This window comes from Hymenobacter properus (assembly GCF_015694735.1).
Lineage (GTDB): Bacteria > Bacteroidota > Bacteroidia > Cytophagales > Hymenobacteraceae > Hymenobacter > Hymenobacter properus.
This window is the reverse complement of sequence record NZ_JADQDP010000001.1, coordinates 1,336,749-1,362,492: the sequence shown is the minus strand read 5'-3', so window position 1 is coordinate 1,362,492 and position 25,744 is coordinate 1,336,749. Positions and strand designations below refer to the sequence as shown.

The following is a 25,744-nucleotide window of genomic DNA, read 5'->3' as shown; positions in this document are numbered from 1 at the left end:
GCAGCTCTACCTATCCTTAGGCTTTAATAGCTGCACATAGGTCGGCTTGTCCCGGTCGCAGGTCAGTTTGCCGTCCTTGAATTCAAGCGTCGCTACCTGAATGACGCTGCGCTTGGCAGCGATGCTGTTGGCGGGCGCGGGGTTGGCCTTGCTGCGGCCGGGGTGGGTGAAGTAGAACACGTAGGCGCGGCCGTTATTCACTACCACGTCGCAGTGCCCGCCAATGGCCTGGTCGTCGCGGCCCTGGCCGGGGAGTTCGAGCAGGCGCTCGGGCTGGGCGGCCCAGTGCAGCAGGTCGGGGGAGTGGTACACGGCCATGCCTTTCCACTGGTCAATTATCATCCAATACTGCTCGTGCCAGCGGAAGACCTTGGGGCCTTCGCCGCGCTCGTTCAGGGCCTGGCCGCGGTCGGTCCAGTGCTGCAGGTCGGGGCTATCGGCGTAGTAAATGGATTTGTGGTCCCGCTCGTTGTTGTACCACAGCCGCCAGGTGCCATCGGGTAGCCGGTGCACACTGGCGTCGATGACTTTATCGGTGATAAGGGGCAGGGTTTGCACGTACTGCCAGTTCAGTAAATCGGTGCTGCGGAGCTGCACAATGACGCGCGGGTGCTGCCAGTCGGTGAAGGTGCCGGGCACATAGGTCAGGAACATGTGGTACTGGCCGTTGGCTTCCACAACATCGGGGGCCCAGTGCGTGTAGCCGCGGTCGGGCCGGTAGTTGATGTTGGCCGTATCGCGGTAGCTCCAGGTGGTGCCGCCGTCGGCCGATTCGGCGATGCCGATGCGGGTGCCATGCACCCAGGTCACGCCCGTGGCGGTGGTATCGGTGGCGCGGCGGTTGGTGTAGAACATCCACCACTTTTGCCGCTGCTTATTCCAAATAATGACCGGGTCGGCCGCGCCGTCATACACGGGGTCGCTGAATAGCGGCTTGGGCGCCGGCTGTTTTGTCGGGCGAACCGGCGTTTTTTGCGCCAGGGCCGGGCTGGTCGCCGCCAGTAGGCCCATGGCAGCGAGGGCCCACAGGGCTCGTCGGCAGGCGTTAGGGGTGGTTGCTTTCATCGGGGACTATTGTTGCTCCAGCAGCTTCAGCTCCTTGGTTGTGACGCGAAAAATGGTGCCGTGGCGCAGGCCCGCCGGCACCCTCACCTGGTCGGAAACATCGGTCCAGGTGGTCAGGTCAGCGGACTTGACGGCCCCGTACTTGTGCTCGCGGTACTTATCGAAATACACCAGCCACTCCCGGCCCAGCTTCACGGCGGTGGGCCCCTCGGCCCAGTAGCTGCCCGTGATGGGCGCCGACGCCTTGCCATAGGGCCCGGCCATCTGGTCGCTGAACGCCACGCGCAGGTTCTTCTGCACCGGCTCGCGGGTTTCGTCTTTCAGAAACATCACAAATCGCTGGCCGTCGGGCTGAATGCTGGCGTCAATCACGTTGAAGCCGGGCTCGTAGAGCAGTTTCGTGGGCGTGAAGGTCTTGAAATCCGGCGTGCTGGTGGCGTAAATGCGGTGGTTGTAGCCATTTTCGGCTGGGCTTTGAGTTTCCGGAAATTGACCGCTGATGGTGCTGGCCCAGTAGATGAGGTAGGTTTTGGTGCTGGCGTCGTAGCTGATTTCCGGGGCCCAGGCGTTGCGCGCGCCTGGCTCGTGCGCCATCACGGGCAAAAACTGCTGCTCGCTCCAGTGAATAAGGTCTTTCGAGGTAGCGTACCCAATGCCTTTGTCCTGCCAGCTCACCGTCCAGACCATGTGAAACCGGCCATCGGCGCCGCGCAAGATGCAGGGGTCGCGCATGAGCCGGTCGTGGGCCACGGCGGGCCGCAGGAAGGAGCTGTCGCGCTTCAGGGCCGTCCAGGTGTAGCCGTCGCGGCTGCTGGCCAAGTGCAGGCCGTCGCGGCCGTTGCCTTTGAAATAGCAGAACACAAGGGCTTCACGCATGCTAAGTCCCGCGGGTGCCTGCGCCCGGGCCGCCCAGGCAGGCGCGAGGGCAAGCGCAACGAATGAAAGCACGGTTTTCATCTTTAGCATAGAAAATGATGGTGGTGAAGCGGCACTAGTTCCCGTCCGGCTTGGTCACGGCGCTTCGGGGGCTGTCGGGCCACACCCAAGCCGCTAGCGCATCCGGCTTGGCGGGGTCGAACGCCGGCGTGTCGTCGCGCAGGAATTTGGCCAGGCCCAGCTTGTTGGCTTTGATGCCTTCCACCACGCACTTGGCTATTTCGTAGGCGCCGTAGGGGTTGAAATGGGTGTTGTCGGCCAGCGGAGCGGTTTGGCCGGGATAGGTGTTGGCGGGGTAGTGCACCAGGGCTTTTTTCGATTCCTCCACGCCCAGCGCTTCGTACAGCTTGGTGGTCATGGCGTTGAGGTCGATGAGGGCCACTTTCTCTTCCTCGGCCACTTTGCGGGCGGCAGCGGGGAAGTCGCCCAGGCTGTTTTCAATGCGGCCATCGGCCCCGAAGGTGCGGCGGCTGGTGGAAGTGACGATGACTGGTATGCCGCCCTTGCGGCGGGTTTCCTGCACGAAGAAATGCAGCCGCTCGGAGTAGGCCTTCCAAGCGCCGTCGTTTTCGCCCTTGTCCTTCTGGTCGTTGTGGCCGAACTCGATGAAGAGGTAGTCGCCGGGTTTCATCACGCTCAGCACCTTGGCCAGGCGCTTCGAACTGAGGAAGCTGCCCAGTGCGAGGCCCGATTCGGCGTGGTTGGCGACGGCCACGCCGGGCTTCAGGAAGCGCGGCAGCATCTGGCCCCAGGCGGCCCAGGGCTCGTCGTCCTGGTCCACGACGGTGGAGTTGCCGGCCAGAAAAACCGTGGTGGCCTGCGGCGCGGGCGTGATTTCCAGCGCCGCCAGGCAGGGGCGTGAGCCATCGAATTCCAGCGTCAGGCGGTCGTCCCAGTCCAGCTTGTGCAGCTCGCGCGGCTTGAGGCTCACCGTTTCGGTGTCGTTGATGCGCCGGCTCTTCACGTTGATGGTGAAGGTGCGGGTGATGAGTTGGTCGGGCTTGGTGGCGGTGGTTTCGAGCAGCAACCGACGCGACTCGGCCTTTAGAAACGTACTGCTGGGGCCTTTGGCGTCGCCCAGCGTCACGGTCACGTTGTAGTTGCCCTCGGGCAGCTTCACCGAGAAGTAAAATGGTTGTGGGCTGGTCACAAAGTCGCTTTTCAGGGCATCCTTCCCGCCGCGGTCCACGCCCGTTATGGTGGTGCCGAAGTCGAAGCCGTAGCCGGTGGCATCGGTATATGCGGCAGTGGGCAGCACCTGCTGGTAGCCGGCGGCAGGTTGGCCGGGGCCGAAGTCAAATTTGAAACTGGGCTGGAGCGACTGCGCAGGGGCTGCAGTAGCCAGCAGCAAGCCGGGGCTGAGGAGCAGGCAACGGGTTCTCATGGGCGGGAAATGGCGAATGCGCTAAAAGTACCGGCGGCTTTTGCCGGTGCTTACCTGCACTGTCCTGACTGCGGCAGAGTGCAGGAGAGTGCCTGAAACGCCCCGCTCTTTCTTGCGCCATTTCCCACCCTTGCAGTACGTACCGTATGCTGGCCCGCCGCACCTTCCTGACCGGTTTGCTCCTCACGCCGCTCACCCGCGCGCTGGCGGGCTTCACCGGCCGGCTGATTGATTACCCCAAAGCCGATTTCTCGAAGTTCAGCAAGCACCTCAGGCCCGTGGGCCGGGCCCTGGAGCTGCCCGAATATTACGTGTGGTGCAACTCGCCCATCTACGGGCCCGATGGGCTGGTGCACGTGTTCTTCTCGCGCTGGGATGCGAAAAAAGGCATGGGCGGCTGGCTGAACGGCTCCGAAATAGCCCACGCCGTGGCCAAAAAGCCCGAAGGCCCCTACCAGGTGCTCGAAACCGTGCTGGCCCCGCGTGGCCCCGGCCACTGGGACGCCACCACCTGCCACAACCCCAGCATCCAGTTCGTAGACGGTAAGTACTGCCTGTTTTTCATGGGCAACTCCAACGGCAAAACCGACACCAAGCGCATCGGCCTGGCTACCGCGCCCAGCCTGAACGGCCCTTGGACGCGCCCCGACCAGCCCCTGCTGCTGCCCGGCCCCGCCGGCGCCTGGGACGACCACTGCACCACCAACCCCGCCTTTATCAAGCACCCCAACGGCCAGTACTGGCTCTACTACAAGTCCTGGAACACCCAGGAATACGAAGCCGCCAAAGGCCAGGAAATCCGCGGCAACCGCAAATACGGCCTCGCCATCGCCGACAAGCTGGAGGGCCCTTATGTAAAGTTTAAAGGCAACCCGGTCATCGACTTCTCCCGGCAGGGCAACAACAAGCAGTTCGAGGATGCCTTTGTGTGGCGGCAGCACGGCAAGTTCCGGATGCTGGCCCGCGACATGGGCGTGTACAGCCAGGAAGTGGGCCTGTACCTGGAGTCGGAAGACGGCAAGGCCTGGACCTTTCCCAAAATAGCCTTCCTGCCCATCCGCGACTATGGCGTGGCCGAACCGCCCGCGCCGCCCAAGCTCAAGCGCTACGGCCGCCTCGAACGGCCGCAGCTGCTGCTGCGCGACGGCAAGCCCGAATACTTGTTCTGCGCCTCGCAGGGCGGCCAGGGCATGACGGCTTCGTCGTTTATCCTGAAAGTGGAGTAAGCCGGCCGCGCCAGCTACAGTGAGGAATCACTCAGGCCGCGGGCCAATACGCAAGAAACAGCGGCAGGGCAGGAGGGTGCGGGAGGGCAACCCGATGAAACAGAGAAAAATTTGTATCAATGGTAATACCCGGCGGAGTGGTTCTCCGCCGAAGCGGTGAGTGAAGGCCGGCGCGGGTAGCTGCAACTGCTTGCGCCGGCCTGTTCCGCACCGGCCGGGTATTGACGGGCCCCGGCCGACGGGGTTGGCAGCGGGGCCGTTGCCCTGGGTTTCGGCGGCTTCGATGCAGCCGCTGGCCACTGGCGGTGCTGGCTCCGGCGCGATGACGGGATATGATAATTAAGTATCAAAACCGGGCAGGATGTTAGCAGAAATGTGGCCAAGCAGTAGTCTACAGGAGAGTGAGGGCTTACCCCGCTTCTAATATTGACCCAGGTTCCGCCTTTCCACCCCTCGCAAACAAGTAGAAAGTCTCACCCAATTCCCACAGTTTATGAATAAGTTTTACTCCTGGCAACGTTTGCGGCTTACCGCCTGCGTGCCCATGCTGCTGCTGGCAGGAACGGCCCTGGCCGCGGCGGCGCCGGCGGCCCACGCGGCCCGTCACGCAGTGGCCGACTGGACGCTGACCGGCAAAGTAACCGCACCCAACGGCGAAGGCCTGCCCGGCGTGACCGTGGTGGTGAAAGGCACCACCCTGGGGACTACCAGCAACGCCGACGGCTCGTTCAGCCTGTCGGTGCCCGACAAGGCCGGCACGCTGGTGTTCAGCTTCATTGGCTACCAAACGCAGGAGCGGAGCTTCTCGGGCCCCGGCAACTTCTCCATTAAGTTGGCCGACGACTCCAAGAGCCTCGAAGAGGTGGTGGTGGTAGGCTACGGTACCCAGAAACGGGCCGACGTGACCAGCGCCATTGCCACCATGGACGCCCGTAAGCTGGAAGAGCGGCCCATTGCCCGCGTCGACCAGGCGCTGGTGGGCCAGCTGGCCGGCGTGCAGGTGAAGCAGACCTCGGGCGTGCCCGGCCGTCCTTTCAGCATTCAGGTGCGGGGCGCGGGTTCCATCTCGGCCGGCAACGAGCCGCTGTATGTAATTGACGGCTTTCCGCTCGAAACCGTGGGCGCCAGCGCCAACGGCCGTTTCGGCAGCGGCAACCCGCTCGACAACATCAACCCCAACGACATCGAGAAGATTGAGGTGTTGAAGGACGCCGCCGCGGCCGCCATCTACGGCTCGCGGGCCGCCAACGGCGTGGTGCTCATCACCACCAAGCGCGGCCGCTCGGGCAAGCCGCAGATTCAGGTGAACAGCTACGTGGGCGGCTCGCGCGCGGCCAAGAAGCTCGACCTGCTCAGCGGCGAAGAGTGGGCCTCCCGCGCCACCGAAATCATCAACAATAACTGGGTGAAGTCGACGCCCACCACGCCCGGCGCCGTGCAACGCACCGCCGACCAGACCACGGCCCAGCGCCGCGCCATTCTGGGCCTGACCGGCAACAACGTGAACCCCGACCTGATGCTGGACGACCGGTGGGCCATTCCCGGCCACCCCGGCCTGACCTACATCGACTGGCAGGACCAGCTCTACCGCACCGGCCTGAGCCAGAACTACCAGGTGAGTGCCTCCGGCGCCACCGACAACGTGAACTACTACGTGTCGGGTAACTACAACGACCAGCAGGGCTTCGCCCTCGGGCTCGACTACAAGCGCTTCACGGCCCGCGCCAACGTGGAAATCAAGGCCAACGATAAGCTGAAGTTCGGCCTCACTATCAGCCCCACGTATTCCATCTCGAAAGACCCTGGCATCGAGGGCAAGGACAACCGCTTCCACCAGCTGCTGTCCGAAACGCCGATTGTGGAAGACACGGCCGGCGTGAACACCGCCTACGGCAAAAACGAAGCCTACCGCTGGGGCGTGAGCACGGCCAGCCCCATTGCCGTGATTAACGCCTACGAAGGCGACACCCGCAACTACCGCACGCTGGGCACCGTGTTTGGCGAGTACCAGCCCATTGCCGGCCTGCGCCTGCGCTCCACGCTGAACTTCGACAACAACGAGTCGACTTCGACCTCCTACCAGCCGCCCACGCGCAACCTGGCCACGTCGCTGGCTAGCGGCTCGTACAGCACCTACCGCCGCCAGACGTTCGTGAACGAAAACACGGCAACGTATAGCAAAACCCTCGGCAAGCACGACTTTTCGGTGCTGGCCGGCCAGTCCTACAACTTCGCCCGCCTCGACAACAACAGCGCCTCGTCGTCGGGCGGCTTCGTGAACAACACGGTGCGCACCCTGAACGGCGCCGTCACCATCACCACCAGCGGCCCCACGGCTTCGCAGAGCGTGCTGCTCTCGTACTTCGGCCGCTTGCAGTACGCCTACGACGGCAAGTACCTGCTCTCGGCCAGCATCCGCCGCGATGCTTCGTCGCGCTTCGGCTACGAGGACCGCGCCGGCGTGTTCCCGGCCGTGAGCGCGGGCTGGCGCATCTCGCAGGAGTCCTTCCTGCAGCCCGTCACCTTCCTGAGCGACCTGAAGCTGCGCGCCAGCCTGGGCTACTCCGGCAACAACACCATCGGCGACTACAGCAGCATTGCCACGCTGGGCGTGTACAACTACACCTTCGGCGGCCTCATCGCCCCCGGCCAGGCGCCCAACAAGGTGGGCAACTCGCAGCTGAAGTGGGAGCGCAACCGCACCATCGACTTCGGCGCCGACGTGGGCGTGTTTAAGAACCGCATCACGGCTTCGTTCGACTACTACACCAAGAACAGCCTCGACCTCCTGCTGAACGTGCCCGTGCTCACGGCTTCAGGCTTCGGCACCAACCTGCAGAACATTGGCGAGGTGCGCAACACGGGCTGGGAAGTGGAACTGAACACCCGCAACCTGGAAGGCGCCCTGTCGTGGACGACCTCCTTCAACCTGAGCCACAACGAGAACAAAGTGGTGCACCTGGGCCCCGGCGACGCCACCATCTACGTGCCCAACGGCCTCGACACCGAAAGCAACATCCTGCAGGTGGGCCTGCCGGTGTACAGCATCTTCGTGGTGAAGCAAACCGGCATCCTCAGCCAGGCCGACATCGACGGCGGCGCGGCCCGCTTCGGCAACGAAACCGCCGGCGACCCCAAGTACGAAGACTACAACAAGGACGGCAAGATTGACGTGAACGACCGTCAGGTGGTGGGCAACCCCAACCCGACTTACACCTTCGGCCTGACCAACACGCTGCGCTACAAAGGCTTCGACCTGAGCTTCCTGATTCAGGGCCAGTTCGGCGGCTCCATCTACTCCACCCTGGGCCGGGCCATCGACCGCACCAGCGTGGGCTACAAGGAAAACGCCCTAGGCCGCGTGCGCGACCGTTGGTTCTCGGCCGACAACCCCGGCGCCGGCATCAAAGGCAAGGCCACGGGCAGCTTTGGCTTCATCCGCAACACCGACTGGCTGTATTCGTCGGACTACTACCGGGTGCGCACCATCACGCTGGGCTACGACCTGGGCCAGCTCATCAGCAAGCGCGTGGCGCAGGGCGCCCGCGTGTATGTGACGGCCGAAAACTGGTTTGGCTGGGACAAGTACACCGGCGGCCTCAACCCCGACGCCCTGAACACCGGCAACACCGGCACCTTCATCTCGGGCTCGGACTACGGCGGACTGCCGCTGGCCAAGACCTTGGTACTGGGCCTCAACCTCACTTTTTAATTAGCCGAACGGTCGAGTTAGAAACCATTGAACGTCATGCTGAGCGCAGCCGAAGCATCTCGCGTGCAGCAGTAATCAATGCCATGGCAACGAAGCGAGCGAGATGCTTCGGCTGCGCTCAGTATGACGTTCAGAGTTGTCTCAATTGACTCTCTTCCCCCGAAAATTCCCATGAAAAAGATATTCCTCAGCTTATCCCTGGCTTGCGCGCTGGTGTCACTGGGCGGCTGCGAAAAGGACCTGGACCAAACCCCGATTTCGAACGGCTCGGTGCCGGACTTCTACAAAACCGCCGCCGACTTCGACCAGGCCATGACGTCGGTGTACAGCTCGCTGCGCGGCTTCCCCGACCGGGAGGTCATCCTCTCGGAGCTGCGGTCCGATAACATGTTTGCCGTGAGCTCCATCGGCTCGCGCGACTGGGACCCGGTTAACAACTTCTCGGCCGCGCTGCTGGTGGTGAACCCCTACGTGGCCGACGCCTGGGCGTCGGACTACTCCACCATCTTCCGGGCCAATACCATGCTCGACCAGCTGGACAAGAACGGCGCCGCGGCCGGCTCGCTGCGGGCCCGCTACGAGGGCGAGGCCAAGTTCATCCGGGCCTTCATGTACCTCGATTTGGTGCGCAAGTTTGGCCGGGTGCCCGTGATTGACAAGCCGCTCATTCCGCAGGAAGTGGCCAAGAAAGGCCGCAATGAAGTGTCGGAGGTGTACGCGCTGATTGAATCGGACCTGCGCACGGCCATCGCCAACCTGCCCGCCTCCTACACCGGCACCGGCGTGGGCGCTACCTCGGGCGTGGGGCGCGTCACGAACGGCGCAGCCAAGGGCATGCTGGCCCTGATGTACCTCACCAAGTCGGGCCCCGACTACGGCATCAAAGGCCCGGGCCTGAACAGCAACGAGTACGACAAGGCCAATGTGCTGCTCGATGAAATCATCAACCGCACGGGCACGCCGCAGTCGGCCGCATATTCGCTGCAAACCAACTACGCCAACATCTTCTCGCCTACCAACGAAAACAACTCTGAGGTACTGTTCGACATTCAGTACATCTCCAACGGCCTGGGCACGCTGGGCTCGTCGTTTATGAACGTGGTGGTGCCCGATGCCTATTACCAGGGCCTCGCCACCAACGGCAACCTGGCCCTGCCGTTCTCGGCCGGCTCGGTGGAAATCAAGCCTGTATCCAACGACCTGAACAACGTGTCGTACGCCGCCACCGACACGCGCCGCGCCGCCACCATTCAGCAGGGCTACACGAACGCCGGCACCACCGACACGCGCCCCTTCTACAAGAAGTACGTGAACGTAGCTGGCAAAGGCACCAGCCGCACCGACTGGGCCACCAACTACATTGTGCTACGCTACACCGACATCCTGATGATGAAGGCCGAATGCGAAGTGCGCGGCATTGGCGGCTCGCCCGCCACGGCGGCCGCCCGCCTCACGCCCATTCGCACCCGCGCCGGCCAGCCTGCCTTCACCACCATCGACCTGCCCGGCCTGATGGAGGAACGCCGCCGCGAGTTTGCCGGCGAAAACCTGCGCTGGAACGACCTCATGCGCTCGGGCCTGGCCCTGACCACGATGAACGCCTGGGCCAACCGCGAAGACCCCACGACGCTGCCCAGCGGCGCTCCGCGTGATTACAAAATCGTGCGGCCCATCACCAAGGACCTGCTGTTGCTGCCTGTGCCGCAGGTAGAGCTCGGCTCGGCCCCCGGCACCTACACCCAGAACGACGGCTACTAACCCGTTTGTACCACAAAGGCCCTGCGCCCGGTTTTGGCTCTCGTTGCGCACGAGGCCAGAGCCGGGCGCAGTTGCGTGCTAGCACCCCGGGCTAGTGTTGATACCGCACAGTACAGGACGGTGCGCCTGCAAGCCACGGCTTCATTTGCCGAACGTCCCCATTTCCACCCATGCCCACGCTTCGCTTCCGTCCTCTGGTCAACTTCTGGTGCCGCAGTTGGGTCTGGCTGCTGCTGTGGGGGCTGAGCCATGCTGCCCTGGCGGCCCCGCCTCCGGCCGGCCGCACCAAGTTCAATTTCAACCCCGGCTGGAAGGTGCAGGTAGGGGAGAAGCCCGGGGCCGAAGCCACGGCCTTTGACGACGCGCAATGGAAAAGCGTGACGCTGCCCTACGCCTGGAACGAGGACGAGGCTTTCCGCAAAGACATCAAGGACCTAAGCACGGGCGTAGCCTGGTACCGCAAGCATTTCCGGGTGCCCGCCAGCGCGGCGGGCCAAAAGGTATTTGTGGAGTTTGAGGGCGTGCGGCTGGCCGGCGAGTTCTGGTTGAACGGCCAGCGCCTGGGCCTGCACGAAAACGGCGTGATGGCCGTGGGCTTCGACCTGACCCCGTACTTAAAGCCCGCGCCGGCCGACAACGTACTGGCCGTGCGTACCGACAACGACTGGGACTACAAGGAGCGCGCCAGCGGCCAGCTGTTTCAGTGGAGCAACCGCAACTTCAACGCCAACTACGGCGGCATTCCCAAAAACGTGTTTTTGCACGTGATGAGCCCGCTGCACCAGACGCTGCCGCTGTTTTCGGCGCTGGGCACCACGGGCGTGTATGTGTATGGGCAGGACTTCGACGTGACCAGCGGCCGGGCCACGGTGGTGGCCGAGTCGCAGGTGAAAAATGAGTTCCCGACGGCCCGCACCTTCACCTATGAGGTGAGCGTGGCCGATGGCGACGGCAAAACTGTGGGTACTTTCCGCGGCGGCGAAACGGCTTTGCAGCCGGGCGAGGTGAAAACGGTGAATGCTCGGCAAGCGCTAGCGGGGCTGCATTTCTGGAGCTGGGGCTACGGCTATCTGTACACGGTTTCGACCCGACTCATCGTTGATAAGAAGGTTGTTGACGAAGTGAACACCCGCACCGGTTTCCGCAAAACCGAGTTTGCCAACGGCCTCATCAAGCTGAATGACCGGGCGATGATGGTGCACGGCTACGCCCAACGCACCAGCAACGAGTGGCCCGCCGTGGGCCTGGGCGTGCCCGCCTGGCTGTCGGACTACAGCAACGGCCTGATGGTGGCCGGCAACGCCAACCTAGTACGCTGGATGCATGTGACGCCCTGGAAGCAGGACGTGGAAAGCTGCGACCGGGTGGGCCTGCCCCAAGCCATGCCCGCCGGCGACGCCGAAAAAGACGTGGACGACCGCCGCTGGGGCCAGCGTTTGGAGCTGATGCGCGACGCCATCATCTACAACCGCAACAACCCCAGCATCCTGTTCTACGAGGGCGGCAACGAGAGCATCAGCGCCGCCCACATGCAGGAGCTGAAGGACATCCGGAACCAGTACGACCCGCACGGCGGCCGGGCCATTGGCTCGCGCGAAATGCTCGACATTCCGCAGGCCGAGTACGGCGGCGAGATGCTGTACATCAACAAAAGCGCCACCAAGCCGCTGTGGGCCATGGAGTACTCGCGCGACGAGGCCCTACGCAAATACTGGGACGAGCTAAGCCCCCCCTTCCACAAAGACGGCGCCGGCCCGCTCTATAAGGGCGCCGATGCTTCGGACTACAACCGCAACCAGGACTCGTTTGCCCGCGAGGGCGTGATGCGCTGGTACGACTACTGGCACGAGCGGCCCGGCACCGGCACCCGCGTAAGCTCAGGCGGCGTCAACATCGTGTTCAGCGACACCAACACCCACTACCGCGGCGAGGAAAACTACCGCCGCAGCGGCGAGGTAGATGCCCTGCGCATTGCCAAGGACGGCTACTTCGCCCATCAGGTGATGTGGGACGGCTGGGTGGAACCCGAGCGCGCCCGCACCCACCTCATCGGCCACTGGAACTACCCGGCCGGCACCGTGAAAAACGTGGACGTGGTGTCGAATGGCGAAAAGGTGGAGCTGTTGCTCAACGGCAAGTCGCTGGGCTTCGGGCAGCAGCGCTACCGCTTCCTGTTCACCTTCCCGAACGTGGCCTGGCAGCCCGGCACCCTGCGTGCCGTGAGCTACGACGCTACCGGCAAAAAAGTGAGCGAAGCCGAGCACCAGACCGCCGGCCCCGCCGTGGCCCTGCGCCTCACCAACCTGGCCAGCCCCACCGGCCTGCACGCCGACGGCGCCGACCTGGCCCTGCTGCAAGTGGAAGCCGTGGATGCCCAGGGCCGCCGCTGCCCCACCGCCCTGAACCTGATAAACTTCACCCTCAGCGGCCCCGCCGAGTGGCGCGGCGGCCTGGCCCAAGGGCCCGGCAACTACATCCTAAGCAAAAGCCTGCCCGTGGAAGGCGGCGTGAACCGGGTGCTCATCCGGAGCACCACGCAGGCCGGCAGCATCAAGATAACCGCCACCTCGGAGGGCTTGAAACCGGCCGTAGTCAGCCTGAAATCGCAGCCGGTGCAAGTAGAAAATGGCCTGAGCCCGCAGCTGCCGAGCGCCGGCTTGCCGGTGCGCCTGCAGCGCGGGCCCACGCCGGCCGGGCCGGCATTCACGGTGTCGCGCGTGGCGGTGCCCATTCAGTCGGTCACGGCCAGCTCGAATGCGGCCAATGCGGCCTTCAGCTTCGACGACAACGAGCTGTCGGAATGGGTGTCGGACCGCAAGCAGGCCGGGCCGTGGATTGAGTACACGCTGGCCCGGCCTGCCCCCGTTAGCCAGGTGGCGATGAAGCTGACGGGCTGGCGCAACAGCAGCTACCCCATCCGCATACTGGTGGAAGGGCAGGAGGTGTTCAATGCCAAAACCGAGCGCAGCCTGGGCTACTTTACCGCCGTGTTTCCGCCCCGCACGGGCCAGAAGATTCGCATCGAGCTAACCGGGCAAACCCAGGCCAAGGACGCCTTCAACATCACCGAGCTGGAGGCGCCCCAAGCCACTGCCGTCACCGACAAGGCCGGCCCACCCGGCACGCTAGGCCTGGTGGAGGTGGAAGTGTACGAGAAGCCGACGGGGGCATCGGTGCCGTAGATTTTTATGCAGCAATCTATTTCTAAATGCCTCGACATGAGGCGTCGCGTTTGGACGGTACTGTGGCTCTTGTTCCTCGCTTTCACCGCCCGTTCCCAAACGCCCGCGCCGCTTTGGCACAACCAGCCGCGCACCCTGCGCTACCGTCCCGAGGGCCAGGATTTCGTCATCACCAACGGCACGCACCGCTTCACCCGCGCCCTCTACGGCACCAACACGGCTTTTCGGGTGGAGGCCGGCGACTTGCCGGAATTTGCCCTCTACCTGCCCGGCATGGGTGGCAACCTGAAGTTTGGCCTGCTGGCGGGCGGCCAGAGCAAGTGGTTGATTAAGGCCGATAACATTGTGGCCCGCTACCGGCCCGGTATGATGCTGTATGACATCACCGACCCGCTGTTGGGTCCTGGCAAATTGCACCTGGAGGTGCTTGCCCGGGCCGAGGCCGAAGGCATTCTGGTGAAAGTGCGTTTTGAAAACGTGCCGGCCAACTCGGTGCGGTTGCTGTGGGCCTTTGGCGGTGCCACGGGCAGAAAGTTCAGCCGCGACGGCGACATTGGCGCCGACCCCGAATCGAGCTTCTACTTGAAGCCTGAATACTGCCAGGGCAATGCGTTTACGCTGCAAAAAAACAGCTTCACGCTCAGCTTCAGCCTGCCCGCCAAAGCCGGTGCCATCCCCGCCCCGCCCCAAACGCTGGCCGGCGTGGTGCCGCTCACGTCCGAAACCCATGTGGCCGATGCCGCGCAGCAAGACACGCCCCAGCAGCTTTTCGCATCGTCGGCGTCGGCTGCGCCGGTGGCTACCGGGGCGGTGAAAGTGGTGGCGGGGCGGGATTTCTACTTCGCGGTGCAAAAGCCGGAAACGGGCGTGCTACCCATCTACGCGGGCCTGCCTGCTGCCTTTGCCCAGGCCGAGGCGGCCCGCGCCGCGCTGGCCGGACGCGTGAGCGTGAGCACGCCCGACCCCTACCTTAACACCTTGGGCGGGGCGCTGGCCGTGGCGGCCGATGCCATTTGGGAAACGCCCTCGTACATGCACGGCGCGGTGGCCTGGCGCATGCGCCTCAACGGCTGGCGCGGCCCCTACGCGGCCGACCCGCTGGGTTGGCACGACCGCGCCGCCACCCACTTCCGGGCCTACGCCAAGTCGCAGCTGACGAGCCCGCCCCGCGGCCCCGTTACGCCCGACACCGCCCTGCACTTTGCCCGGCAGCTGGAGAAGCTGGGCACCGCCGTGTTCAGCGAGGGCTACATCAGCCGCAACCCCGGCGGCGACTTCCGGCCCCACCACTACGACATGAACCTCGTGTTCATTGATGAGCTGCTGCGCCACTTCAACTGGACCGGCGACCTGGCCCTGGCCCGCGAGCTGTGGCCGGTGCTGCAGCGCCACCTGGCCTGGGAAAAGCGCAACTTCGACCCCGACGGCGACGGCCTCTACGACGCCTACGCCGCCATCTGGGCCTCCGATGCGCTGCAGTACAGCGGCGGAGCCGTTACCCACAGCTCGGCCTACAACTACTACGCCAACCGCCAGGCCGCCGAGCTGGCCCGCCTGCTGGGCGAAAACGCCGCGCCCTACCGCCAGGAGGCTGCCCGCATTCAGCTGGCGCTGCAAAGTCGGCTGTGGCTGCCCAAGCTGGGCTGGTACGCCGAATACCAAGACGCGCTGGGCCTCAAAAGCCTGCACCCGGCCGCGGGGCTGTGGACCATTTACCACGCCCTCGATTCGGAAGTGCCCAACCTGTTGGAAGCCTACCAGGCCACGGAGTATGTTGATGCCGGGATTCCGCACATTCCGGTGCGGGCCGCCGGCCTGCCCGATGCGGGCTACTACCTGTTGTCGACCACGAACTGGCAGCCCTACGACTGGTCTTTGAACAACGTGGCGCTGGCCGAAAACCTGCACACCTCCTTGGCTTACTGGCAGGCCGGCCGTGCTCAGGACGCTTTTCTGCTCTGGAAAAGTGCTGTGCTCGAAAGCATGTACCTGGGCAGCAGCCCCGGCAATTTTCAGCAGATTTCCTTTTACGACAACTACCGCGGCGAGCTGTACCGCGACTTTGCCGACCCCATTGGCGTGGCGGCCCGCTCGCTGGTGGAGGGCCTGTTCGGCATTCGGCCCGATGCTTTGCACGACACGCTGCGGGTGCGCCCCGGCCTGCCCGCGGCCTGGGATTCGGCCTCTTTGCAGGTGCCAGACCTGACGTTCCGCTACCGCCGCCAGGACCGGCGCGAGGTTTATACCCTCGCCCAGCGCCTGCCGAAGCAGCTCGCAGTTGAGCTGCAAGTCCCGGCCCTGGCCGACCACGTGGCGGCGGTGAAAGTGAACGGCCAGCCTGCCGCCTGGCGCAACGTGGCCGGCGCCGTAGGGCGGCCGCTTATCGAAATCAGCAGCGCTCCGGCGGCGGGCTTCCGCGTCGAGATTGAGTGGCGGGGCGAAGCGCTAGAGGCGGCGCCTCCGACAACAGCAGGGCCAAACTTGGCTATTGCCTTAGCTCGTGCCCGGCCCGGCGCGTTGCTCGACCCGCAGCAGGTGCTGCGTCAGGCCCGGATTGACGGGAATAAGCTGACGGCGCAGGCAGCCGGGGCACCGGGCCAGCGCACTGCCTTTGTGCAGCTCAAGCAGGGCGACCTGAACTGGTGGGAGCCACTGAAAGTGGAAATGGTAGCGGTAAGTAGCCCCGCCGCTTCAGCGGCAGCAGCTACGAAATGGGAAACTCTCGACCTCAGCGCTTCCTTCAACGACCGGGTGACGCAGATTTTTCAGCAAATCTACCTCGCGCCGCGCGCCAATACGGCCACGCTGGCGCTGCCTTTGCAGGGCATCGGCAACTGGTGCTATCCGCTCACGCAGGCCAGCATTGACGACAGTGGCCTGCGCCAACTGGCCGAGGAAAAAGATGAAATTCGGCTGCCTAGTGGCGTACCGTTGCGGACGCCCGGGACGCCGCGGCGCATACCCGGACCTAATGTGAAGAATATTCTCTTTGTGTCGCAATGGGACAACTACCCACGTCAGGCCACTGTGCCGCTGCGGGGCCGCGCCCGCCGCGCGGTGCTGCTCATGGCCGGCAGCACCAACCCCATGCAAAGCCAGCTGGTGAATGGTGAGGTCATCGTCACCTACACCGACAACACCACCGCCACGCTGCCCCTGCGCAACCCCGACAACTGGTGGCCCATCGAGCAAGACCTGCTCGATGACGGCTTCGCCTTCCAGACTGGCGCACCCAAGCCCTGGCGCGTGCACCTCAAAACCGGCCTTATCACCCAAGACTTCAACCAATACACCAGCATCAAAGGCTTCAGCACCCGCGCTATTGACGGCGGTGCCGCCACCGTGCTGGAGCTACCCCTCGACCCGAAGAAAAAGCTCAAAAGCCTCACCGTGAAAGCCCTGGCTAATGATGTGGTAATTGGGCTAATGAGCGTGACGCTGGGGCGCCCATAACCTCACCCTCGGCCCTTGTTCGCTTGAAGCGCGAAGTCTCAGGAGAGGGTTGCCAGATGATTTTAAAGTTGATTGCATGAAAAGAAAAAACTTGAACTACTCGTCGGGCTCCCCTCTCCTGGGGGAATGCGGCCAAGCATTCTTCGGGGCCGGGGGCGAGGTGGCTCGCGTGGCAGCTTTGCTGCTCTTCGCCTTCACGTCGCAGGCTCAGCCCATCAACCGTCAGGCTGTGGTAGAGCGGCACAAGGTCGTCGTCACCAACACCGATTCGCTGAACTCGCTGTCTGTCGGCAACGGCAAATTTGCCTTTACCGTCGACGTTACCGGCCTGCAGACCTTCCCGCAGCACTACGAAAAGGGCCTGCCGCTCGGCACCGAGTCGGAGTGGGGCTGGCACCGCTTTCCGAATAAAGAAGGCTATAGGTTTGAGCAAAGCCTGCGCGAATACACCCTGAACGGCCGCAAAGTGAGCTATGCCGTGCAGGTGAAAACGCCCGGCAACAAGGAAGCAGTCGACTACTTCCGCGCCAACCCGCACCGCCTGCAGCTGGGCAACCTGGGCTTCCTGATTCTGAAAAAGAACGGCCAACCCGCCGGGGTGCGCGACCTCAAGAACATTCAACAGGTGCTGAACCCTTGGACCGGCGAAATCAAGAGCCACTTTACGGTGGAAGGCACCGCGGTGGACGTGCTAACCGTGGGCCACCAGACGCAGGACGCGGTGGCTGCTAAAGTCACCTCGGAGCTGCTGAAGGCTGGGCGTTTGAAAGTGGCCCTGCGCTTCCCCTTTCCCACGGCGGGCTGGGCCGATATGGCCGTGGACTACAGCCACGATGACGCGCACAAATCGGCCATTGCGGAGCAGAAATCCGGCCACGCATTACTCACGCATCAGCTCGATACGACGAAGTATTTCGTGGCTCTGAACTGGACTGGTGCGGGCGTGCTGGCTGCTGGTCGGCCCCACGAATTCATCCTCGCGCCCGACCGCAAAAGCGCCGTGCTGGAGCTGGGCTGCGAGTTTGCACCACTTAGGGCCAAAGCAGCTGCGCCCACCTTTACCACCACGCTCGCCAACAGCCGCCAGCAGTGGCCGGCCTTCTGGCGCAGCGGCGGCGCCGTCGATTTTGGCGGCACGCCCGACCCGCGCGCCAAGGAGCTGGAGCGGCGTGTGGTGCTCTCGCAGTACCTGACCAAAATTCACAACGCCGGCTCGCAGCCGCCGCAGGAAACCGGGCTGCTGCTCAACAGCTGGTACGGCCGCCCGCACCTCGAAATGCACTGGTGGCACGCGGCCCATTTCGCCTTGTGGGGCCGGCCCGAAATCCTGGAGAAGAGCCTCACCTGGTACGCCCGGCCCGACGTGCAGGCCGTGGCCCGCGGCATTGCTCAGCGCCAGGGCTACGCCGGCTGGCGCTGGCAGAAAATGACCGACCCCTGGGGCGAAGAAGGGCCGTCGTCGGTGGGTGCGTTTCTCATCTGGCAGCAGCCCCACACCATCTACTTCGCCGAGGAAGCCTACCGCGCCCACCCCAACGCCGCCACGCTGAAGCTCTACCAGGAGCGGGTGGCCCAGACGGCCGAGTTCATGGCGTCGTACCCGTTTTTTGAGCAGGACAAAGGCCGGTTTATTCTGGGCAAAGGCGTGATTCCGGCGCAGGAGCGGTTCAAGGCCGAAGAAACCTTCAACCCCACGTTTGAGCTGGTGTACTGGCACTGGGCGTTGAATGTGGCTCAGAAATGGCGCGAGCGCCAGGGCCAGCCGCGCAATGCCAAGTGGGACGAAGTGCTGGCTAAACTCTCGAAGCTACCCGAAGCCAACGGCGTGTACCTGGCCGCCGAAAGCGCCCTCGATTCTTACACCAACCCCGAATTCAAAACCGACCATCCCTCGGTGCTGGCCGCGCTGGGCGTGATGCCCGCCACCGGCCAGCAGGACGCCGCCACCATGCGCCGCACCTTCGACCTCATCTGGAAAGACTGGAGCTGGAACGACACCTGGGGCTGGGATTTCCCCATGACTTCGATGACGGCCACCCGCCTCGGCTTGCCCGACAAGGCCGTGGACGCCCTGCTGATGAAGGTGCAGAAGAACACCTACCTGCCCAACGGCCACAACTACCAGGAAGGCCGCCTGCCCCTCTACCTGCCCGGCAATGGCGGCTTGCTGGCGGCCGTGGCCCTCATGTGCGCCGGCTACGACGGCGCCAAGGAATCCAACCCCGGCATCCCGAAAGGGTGGAAGGTGAAGTGGGAAGGCTTGCAGAAGATGCCGTAGAGGTTAACGCAGCGAATAAACAGCACGTCATGCAGAGCGCAGCGAAGCATCTCGCGTGGGGTAATTAAATACTTACTACACGCGTCATGCTTCGCTGCGCTCTGCATGACGTTCTTTGATTTCAATATGAAAAACAAGCTTATTCTGGCCCTCACGGCTCTTTCAACCCACGCCGCCGCGGCCCAGACGCCCGCCGCGCTGCCGCCCGTCAAAACCACGGCCTTTCGAACCGACACGTTTTCTATTGCCAAATACGGCGCCGTGGGCGACGGCCAAACCCCTAACACCGCCGCTTTTCAGCAAGCCATTGCGGCCTGCGCCAGCAAGGGCGGGGGCGTGGTTCTGGTGCCGCCCGGCCAGTGGCGCACCGGCCCCATCGAGCTGCAAAGCAACGTGAACCTGCACGTGGCTACCGGCGCGCTCGTGCAGTTCAGCGAGCGAATGTCCGATTACAAGCTCATCAAAACCAACTGGGAAGGCTTAGCTGCCGTGCGCAACCAGCCGCTCATCTATGGCAAAAACCTGGAAAACGTGGCCATCACCGGCCGCGGCATCCTCGACGGGGCGGGCGAGGCCTGGTGGATGGTGCAAAAGGCCCGCACCCTGGAAAGCGAGTGGAAAAAGCTGGTGGCCTCTGGCGGCGCCCTCAACGAGAAGCAGGACCGGTGGTACCCCACCGCCCAGGCCCTGAAAGGCACCACCGTGAAGGAAGCCGGCGTGCTCACCGAGGAGAAAAAGGAAGTTGCCGATTTTGAAGACATAAAGGACTACCTGCGGCCCGATTTTCTGGTGCTCGATGGCTGCAAGCGCCTGCTGATTGAGGGTGTCACCTTCCAGAACTCGCCGGCCTGGACGGTGCACCCGCTGTTGAGCGACGACGTGGTGGTGCGCAACGTGACCGTTATCAACCCGCCCTACAGCCCCAACACCGACGCGCTGGACCTGGAATCGTGCCGCAATGGCCTGGTGGAGGGCTGCTCGTTCTCGGCCGGCGACGACGGCATCTGCATCAAGAGCGGGCGCAACGAGCAGGGGCGGGCCCGCGGCGTGGCTACCGAGAACTTTCTCATCCGCAACTGCACCGTGTACCGCGCCCACGGCGGCTTCGTGATTGGCTCGGAGATGTCGGGCGGCGCGCGCAATATCTACGCCTCCAACCTCACCTTCATTGGCACCGACATTGGCCTGCGCTTCAAAACCACGCGCGGCCGGGGCGGGGTGGTTGAGAACATCTTCATCGACCACATCACCATGAAGGACATTCTCAACGAGGCTCTGCTCTTCGACATGTACTACATGATACGCGACCCCAGCCCGCAGGTGCCCGGCTCGAAGGAGCGCCCGGCCTCGCCGCCCAAACCGGTGGACGCGGGCACGCCGCAGTTTCGCAAAATCTACATTACGGACGTGACCTGCAACGGCGCCAAAACCGGCATGCTGGTGCGCGGCCTGCCCGAAATGGCCATTCAGGATATCAGCCTGAAAAACGCCGTGCTGCGGAGCGAACAAGGCCTAGTCTGCATCGAGGCCGACCGCATCAGCCTGAGTAACGTGACGCTGCTGCCCACTCAAACCGACCCCGTGATGGAAGTGCACAACAGCCGCAACATCACCCTCGACGGAATCCGCTACGCCCAAGGCGCGGCGGTGCTGCTGCGCGTGTCGGGCCCCGAAAAGGCCCAAAACATCCGGCTGCTCAACACCGATGCTTCAAAGGCTAAGCAGGCGTTGGAACTGGGCGTGGGTGTAAACAGAAAGGTGGTGACGGTAACCAAAAAGTAACCCGCCGGGCGCGGCAAGAATGGCTGGTGCATTTGCTGTCGGCCAGTGCTTGCGTCGGCACATCCCTTTGAAGGCAATTGGTGGTCGTCAGGCAAGCCCGCAAAATTGATGAATAGCAGAAACAGGCCCCCATTGCGGGGTCTGTTTGGTATAAGTATAGCTTATCCTGCGGGGTAGGAGCTAGAATGGTGTAGTCTATTTGAGAAATTAGGTGCGCTTTATTCACTGAGAGGCCTTTTAATCCCATAGACCTGAATCTTGCTGCATTAAAGGATTTAGCAAAAAAGCTATTTTGCTGAATGTATAAATTCTGCCCGGCTGTATTAATAATATTTCTTCTGCCCGTACCATCCATTGCCTTTCCTTAAAAAAAGCTAGCGTTTTTCAGAATATGAAGGTTGGCTGAAGGGGGCGCAGGATGGTTTAGCGTTTCAAAAATCAAGGTTGTCAGGGTATTAACAGCCTTGTTTCCTTCTACATTTGAAAAAATTCTAACCAGCCTACTTCAGATGAAAAAACTGTTTACACGCACCTATCGTCCGTTGCTTTGCGCGTTGGGCCTGGGGGCTTTGGTAACCGGTGCAGCGCATGCTGCTCCGGTGCCCCTGGTTGTGACCGGCTACACCGCCGACGTGGTGGCCGACGGTACCGGTGCCGCTTCGGCCCGCACCACGGCCGATTTCGACGGCGCCTCCTACGCCCTCATGACGGTGGGCTACACCAACCCGGCCGGCACCTCTTCCACGTCGGGCCTGCCCGCGTCAGGCCTCATCACCAGCGCCAACACGCCGGGGCTCACGTTCCAGCTTGCGGCCTACACGGCCAACAATTCGCTGCGTATCAACACCACCAGCGGCACCGGCACCCTCACCGTGACCACGCCGCGCACGGCCGGCGACATCTACGTGCTGGCCTCGAGCGGCAGCGGCGTTAGCACCATGGTGGTGACCGTGACGTTTACGGACGGCACCACGCAGGTATTCCCGGCTTCTACGGTGAGCGACTGGTACGGGGGCAGCGGGGCGGCCATCATCGGCCTGGGCCGCGTGAGCGTGGCCGACAACAGCATCACCAACAACACCTCCGACCCGCGCCTCTACGAATTCCGCTATACGCTGTCGGCGGCCAACATAAGCAAGCAGGTGCAAAGCGTCGGCTTCAGCAAAACGTCGACCACGGGCGTGCTGAACGTGATGGGCGTTTCGGCCAACCCCGTGTGCAGCAGCGCGCCCACGGCTGGCACGGCCACGGCCACGGCCACCAACACCTGCGCCTCGTCGGCCATCGTGGTGTCGCTTTCGGGCGCTTCCACCGACGGCGGCCTGGCCTACCAGTGGCAGTCCTCCACCAACGGCGGCACCAGCTACACCGACATTGCAGGCGCCACCAGCGCCACCTACACGGTGTCGGGCCAAACGACGACCACCCTGTACCGTGCCCGCGTGACCTGCAGCGGCACCGCCCAATCGACTACTTCCACGGCCGTCACCATTTCCTCCACGCCGCCCACCTACGCCACCCTGCCGGTAGTGGAAAGCTTCGAGAACACCTGGCTGGACGTGTGCAACACGCGTGACGTGCCCACCGTGTCGTGGCGCAACACGCCCTCCACGGGCAACAACTCCTGGCGTCGCGAAGACGACGGCACGGCCGGGGCCTGGGTAAGCCCCGCTTCCTGGGGCTACACGCCCGCAGGCAGCCAAGGGGCCCATTCGGCCCGTTTCCACAGCGGCCAGGCCACCAACGGCCTCATCGGCACCCTGGACCTCTACGTGGACCTGAGCGCTGCCGGCGCCAAGCGCCTGAGCTTCGACTTTATCAACACCAGCGGCAGCGACTCGCTGGTGGTGCAGCTTTCGACCAACGGCGGCACCACGTTTAGCCGCCTCGACGGCTACAAGCTGAGCACGGGCACGGGATTTAACACCGTTGTGCTGCCCATCAGCGCCACTTCGGCTACGTCGGTGCTGCGCTTCCGCGGCCGCGCCGACTTCGGCGTCACCGATATTGGGTTGGATAACATCGTGCTGGAGTCGGCCACGGGCTGCCTCACGCCGGCCACCCTCACGGCCACCACCACTACCACCACGGCCACCCTCTCGTGGCTGACGGGCGGCACCGGCACCTACACCGTGGTGTACGGCCCCACGGGCTTCAACCCCGCCACGGGCGGCACCTCGGTTTCGGGCATCACCACGGGCAGCACCACCATCACGGGCCTCACGCCGGGCACCACCTACCAGTTCTACGTGACGTCGAACTGCGGCGCGGGCTCCAACTCGGGAACCGCTGGCCCGGTTGCGTTCACCACGCTTATCCTCAACGACGACCCCTGCGGTGCTACGCAGTTGACCATCAGCAACGTGTGCACGCCGATAAACTCGACTACCATCGGCGCTACGCAAACGCCCAGCAGCACTTACGCCGGCGGCACGCAGGGCACGGGCTGCGGCTCCATCTCGGCCCCGCGCGACGTGTGGTTCCAGTTCACCACGGCCGCTACCGGCCCCACCAGCACGCAGGTGCGCATCACCGTTACGGGAGGCGCCGCCAGCGTGGTGCGGGCTTACTCGGGCACGGCCTGCGCCGGCCCGCTCACCTACATTTCCTGCGCGGGTACGGCCTCCAACACGGCCGCGCCGGTGCTTGACCTGACCACCCTCTCGCCGAGCACCACCTATTACATCCGCGTGAACGAGTACAGCACCACCGGCACGCTGGGTAACTTCACCATCTGCGCCTCGCCGGTGCCGAACTGCCCGGCGCCCACCGGCCTGGGCACGGGCACGCTCACCAACACCACCGCCGTGGCCAACTGGAGCGGCACGCTGAGCACGGGCGGTACCTACTCGGTGATTTACGGCCCCAGCGGCTTCATTCCCACCGCCACCGGCACCACCATCTCGGGCCTCACCGCCAACACGGCCACCCTCACGGGCCTGAGCCCCACCACGGCCTACCAGTTCTACGTGCAGCAGATTTGCGGCGGCTTCAACGGGAGCAGCACCCTGGCCGGTCCGTTTAGCTTCACCACGCCCCTCACCGCGCCTACCAACGACGACCCCTGCGGCGCCGTGGCCCTGAGCAGCACGGCCGTATCGGCTACCAACGTGGGCTCGACCGTTACCACCACCGGCAACATGAACCTGCCGGCCTGCGCCGGCGGCTCACTGCCCAAGGACGTGTGGTTTGCCTTCACGGCCAACGCCACCACCAGCACCTTCACCCTGACCGGCGCGGCGGCCGGCGCGCTTCGCGTGTACACCAGCCCGAGCTGCTCAGCCGGTCCGTTCACCTCGGTGTTCTGCCAGGGCAGCGGCGCCAATAACACGGCCTTCGCAGCGCCGGTCGTTGTTTCGCCCCTGGTGGTAGGTCAGCGCTACTACGTGGCCGTGAGCGGCTTCGGCAGCTCCGACACCCCGGGCTCGTTCACCATTGCCGCCACCAACGTGCTGGCGGCCCGCGCCCAAACCAACAGCAACGCCCTGAGCGTGTTCCCCAACCCGAGCAACACCGGCCAGCTCACCCTGCGCCTCAATGGCCTCGGCGCCAGCCAGGCCACGTTGCTCAACGCCCTGGGCCAGACGGTGCGCACCCAGGCCCTGAGTGCCGCTCCTGAGCATACCCTCACCACCCAGGGCCTGGCCGCCGGCGTGTACACGCTGCGCGTGCAGGCGGGCACGGAGGTGTTCACCCAGAAAGTGGTGCTGGAATAGTTGCCACTTCACACCGATAAAAAGAGCCGCTCCGGTTGGGGCGGCTCTTTTTTGTTGGGCCCCGCCCATAGCTGCTGATGCCGGTGCTTGGGCGCGGTAGCTTATTGATTAACTCCGGGGGGCGGTCGTTTTTAGTTCGATGGTAGATGCGGGGGAATGCTCTAAATGTAGAATAGATTTCAGTAGACATCATTGCCGCAGGGCAGCTTGGCCCGGTCGCGTAGGTCGTGAAGAGTGCGCTGGTAAAAGCTGCGTTGGTGGCACTCGCCTTTCCGGGTAGGTGGCTCGGCTTCGACGGCATTAACAGCGCCATCCGGGCCAGCTTACAAAACCTGATGGACATTACCTTGAAAAAGGGTCAACTGGAATAACACACCCCATTAGGTACATAGGAAATCGTCGGCCTTTGCCAGCTGCGACGTTATGACAGCTGCTTAGCTTTGCCTAAGAACAGCAGCCTTCGCCCTATATGCCGGATTTATCGCCGTTAGCCGTCGAGTTCCTGATGGACCTCCGTATTATTGCCCCGGCATGTAGGGTGCATTTTCACTTGCTGTCGCCACGCCGCTCTTACGCCGAGCCGACCCCGCAGGAAATCGCGCGGATGGACCACCCGGAGTGGATAGCACCTGTCATGTGGGCCTACTGCGAGGTTGGCAACGGCATCGACCTGGCCTGGACAGTGCCCGAAGAGCTGGAGGACCAACACCCCGAGTGCAGCGGCCGGCTGGCCCTTCGCCGAATGCAGGACATCTACGGCAGCTGGGAGGGCATTGTGTATTTCGAGCGGCTCCTGCGCCCGGGCTTCGAGCGCCTGCGCCAGTTCAAGGTCGTGGACCTGAACACCGAGGAAGCCGGCGTGGGCTTCTACCACGACGAGCAGCAGGACCCGGCCCTCTATTACCTGCCCTTCGGCGAGGGTCGCCTGCCCGAGCCGCTTGGGGTGGACTTCACGGGCTACATCAAGCTGCTTACCCTCTCGCTGGGCTATGCCCACTGGCCCCTGTTGCTTGTTGAGCTCTGCCAGCACTTTGCCCAGCATCCCGACCTGCCATTTGCCGGTCCGCAGCACCCCAACGCGCAGGAAATGGTGGCCGACCTGACGGCGCTTTACCCGGCCTTCACCCTGGCCGCCTTCGTCGCCCTCTACGACCAGGTGCGCCTGCGTTCGTGAAAGAGAGGACGCTTGGGCCAGGCGGCTAGCGGGTGAGGACGTGTACCCGCCGGTGCGCATGTCGGTAGATTGATGAGG

Annotated in this window: 12 protein-coding genes; 9 read left to right on the top strand and 3 right to left on the bottom strand. The window is 63.8% G+C overall.

Annotated elements, in window-relative coordinates; genetic code table 11:
- Nucleotides 1-6: 6 nt before the first annotated feature.
- The 3 genes from I2I01_RS05680 to I2I01_RS05670 are packed head-to-tail and all read right to left on the bottom strand — an operon-like array spanning nucleotide 7 to nucleotide 3,385.
- Nucleotides 7-1,065, bottom strand: coding sequence for a glycoside hydrolase family protein (locus I2I01_RS05680; RefSeq protein WP_211537832.1), 1,059 nt, complete (start codon nucleotides 1,063-1,065; stop codon nucleotides 7-9).
- Between the two features lie 6 nt (nucleotides 1,066-1,071).
- A complete protein-coding gene (locus I2I01_RS05675; protein WP_196285431.1) occupies nucleotides 1,072-2,022 on the bottom strand; it encodes a glycoside hydrolase family 43 protein in 951 nt (316 codons plus the stop codon).
- Between the two features lie 34 nt (nucleotides 2,023-2,056).
- Nucleotides 2,057-3,385, bottom strand: coding sequence for a rhamnogalacturonan acetylesterase (locus tag I2I01_RS05670; RefSeq protein WP_196285430.1), 1,329 nt, complete (start codon nucleotides 3,383-3,385; stop codon nucleotides 2,057-2,059).
- Between the two features lie 146 nt (nucleotides 3,386-3,531).
- Between I2I01_RS05670 and I2I01_RS05665 the strand changes: the two genes are divergently transcribed.
- The 9 genes from I2I01_RS05665 (at nucleotide 3,532) to I2I01_RS05625 (ending at nucleotide 25,666) form a co-directional block, all read left to right on the top strand.
- Nucleotides 3,532-4,611 carry a glycoside hydrolase family protein gene (locus I2I01_RS05665; RefSeq protein WP_196285429.1) on the top strand — a complete coding sequence of 360 codons (1,080 nt, stop codon included), beginning with the start codon at nucleotides 3,532-3,534 and terminating at the stop codon, nucleotides 4,609-4,611.
- Nucleotides 4,612-5,104: 493 nt separating this feature from the next.
- Nucleotides 5,105-8,323 (top strand): SusC/RagA family TonB-linked outer membrane protein, encoded by a 3,219-nt coding sequence (locus I2I01_RS05660; RefSeq protein ID WP_196285428.1) that lies wholly within the window; start codon nucleotides 5,105-5,107, stop codon nucleotides 8,321-8,323.
- A gap of 171 nt (nucleotides 8,324-8,494) precedes the next feature.
- A complete protein-coding gene (locus I2I01_RS05655; protein ID WP_196285427.1) occupies nucleotides 8,495-10,081 on the top strand; it encodes a RagB/SusD family nutrient uptake outer membrane protein in 1,587 nt (528 codons plus the stop codon).
- Nucleotides 10,082-10,251: 170 nt separating this feature from the next.
- Entirely contained in the window at nucleotides 10,252-13,263 is a 3,012-nt protein-coding gene (locus I2I01_RS05650; protein WP_196285426.1) for a glycoside hydrolase family 2 protein, read from the top strand.
- A gap of 36 nt (nucleotides 13,264-13,299) precedes the next feature.
- Nucleotides 13,300-16,716, top strand: a complete 3,417-nt coding sequence (locus I2I01_RS23395; RefSeq protein WP_196285425.1) for a DUF4450 domain-containing protein — start codon at nucleotides 13,300-13,302, stop codon at nucleotides 16,714-16,716.
- A 76-nt stretch (nucleotides 16,717-16,792) separates the two neighbouring features.
- A complete protein-coding gene (locus tag I2I01_RS05640; protein ID WP_211537830.1) occupies nucleotides 16,793-18,994 on the top strand; it encodes a hypothetical protein in 2,202 nt (733 codons plus the stop codon).
- Nucleotides 18,995-19,120: 126 nt separating this feature from the next.
- The gene (locus I2I01_RS05635) at nucleotides 19,121-20,776 is read left to right on the top strand and encodes a glycoside hydrolase family 28 protein (RefSeq protein ID WP_196285424.1); all 1,656 of its coding nucleotides are present in this window, start codon (nucleotides 19,121-19,123) and stop codon (nucleotides 20,774-20,776) included.
- Between the two features lie 509 nt (nucleotides 20,777-21,285).
- Nucleotides 21,286-24,492, top strand: coding sequence for a T9SS type A sorting domain-containing protein (locus tag I2I01_RS05630; RefSeq protein ID WP_196285423.1), 3,207 nt, complete (start codon nucleotides 21,286-21,288; stop codon nucleotides 24,490-24,492).
- Between the two features lie 505 nt (nucleotides 24,493-24,997).
- Nucleotides 24,998-25,666, top strand: a complete 669-nt coding sequence (locus tag I2I01_RS05625) for a hypothetical protein (protein ID WP_196285422.1) — start codon at nucleotides 24,998-25,000, stop codon at nucleotides 25,664-25,666.
- Nucleotides 25,667-25,744 lie beyond the last annotated feature (78 nt).

Excerpts from the sequence above, each read along its gene's own strand:
- I2I01_RS05665 (WP_196285429.1), top strand. The coding sequence starts at position 3,532 with ATGCTGGCCCGCCGCACCTTCCTGACCGGTTTGCTCCTCACGCCGCTC.
- I2I01_RS23395 (WP_196285425.1), top strand. The coding sequence starts at position 13,300 with ATGAGGCGTCGCGTTTGGACGGTACTGTGGCTCTTGTTCCTCGCTTTC.
- I2I01_RS05625 (WP_196285422.1), top strand. The coding sequence starts at position 24,998 with ATGGACCTCCGTATTATTGCCCCGGCATGTAGGGTGCATTTTCACTTG.
- I2I01_RS05650 (WP_196285426.1), top strand. The coding sequence starts at position 10,252 with ATGCCCACGCTTCGCTTCCGTCCTCTGGTCAACTTCTGGTGCCGCAGT.
- I2I01_RS05635 (WP_196285424.1), top strand. The coding sequence starts at position 19,121 with ATGAAAAACAAGCTTATTCTGGCCCTCACGGCTCTTTCAACCCACGCC.
- I2I01_RS05675 (WP_196285431.1), bottom strand. The coding sequence starts at position 2,022 with ATGAAAACCGTGCTTTCATTCGTTGCGCTTGCCCTCGCGCCTGCCTGG.
- I2I01_RS05655 (WP_196285427.1), top strand. The coding sequence starts at position 8,495 with ATGAAAAAGATATTCCTCAGCTTATCCCTGGCTTGCGCGCTGGTGTCA.
- I2I01_RS05640 (WP_211537830.1), top strand. The coding sequence starts at position 16,793 with ATGAAAAGAAAAAACTTGAACTACTCGTCGGGCTCCCCTCTCCTGGGG.
- I2I01_RS05670 (WP_196285430.1), bottom strand. The coding sequence starts at position 3,385 with ATGAGAACCCGTTGCCTGCTCCTCAGCCCCGGCTTGCTGCTGGCTACT.
- I2I01_RS05680 (WP_211537832.1), bottom strand. The coding sequence starts at position 1,065 with ATGAAAGCAACCACCCCTAACGCCTGCCGACGAGCCCTGTGGGCCCTC.
- I2I01_RS05660 (WP_196285428.1), top strand. The coding sequence starts at position 5,105 with ATGAATAAGTTTTACTCCTGGCAACGTTTGCGGCTTACCGCCTGCGTG.
- I2I01_RS05630 (WP_196285423.1), top strand. The coding sequence starts at position 21,286 with ATGAAAAAACTGTTTACACGCACCTATCGTCCGTTGCTTTGCGCGTTG.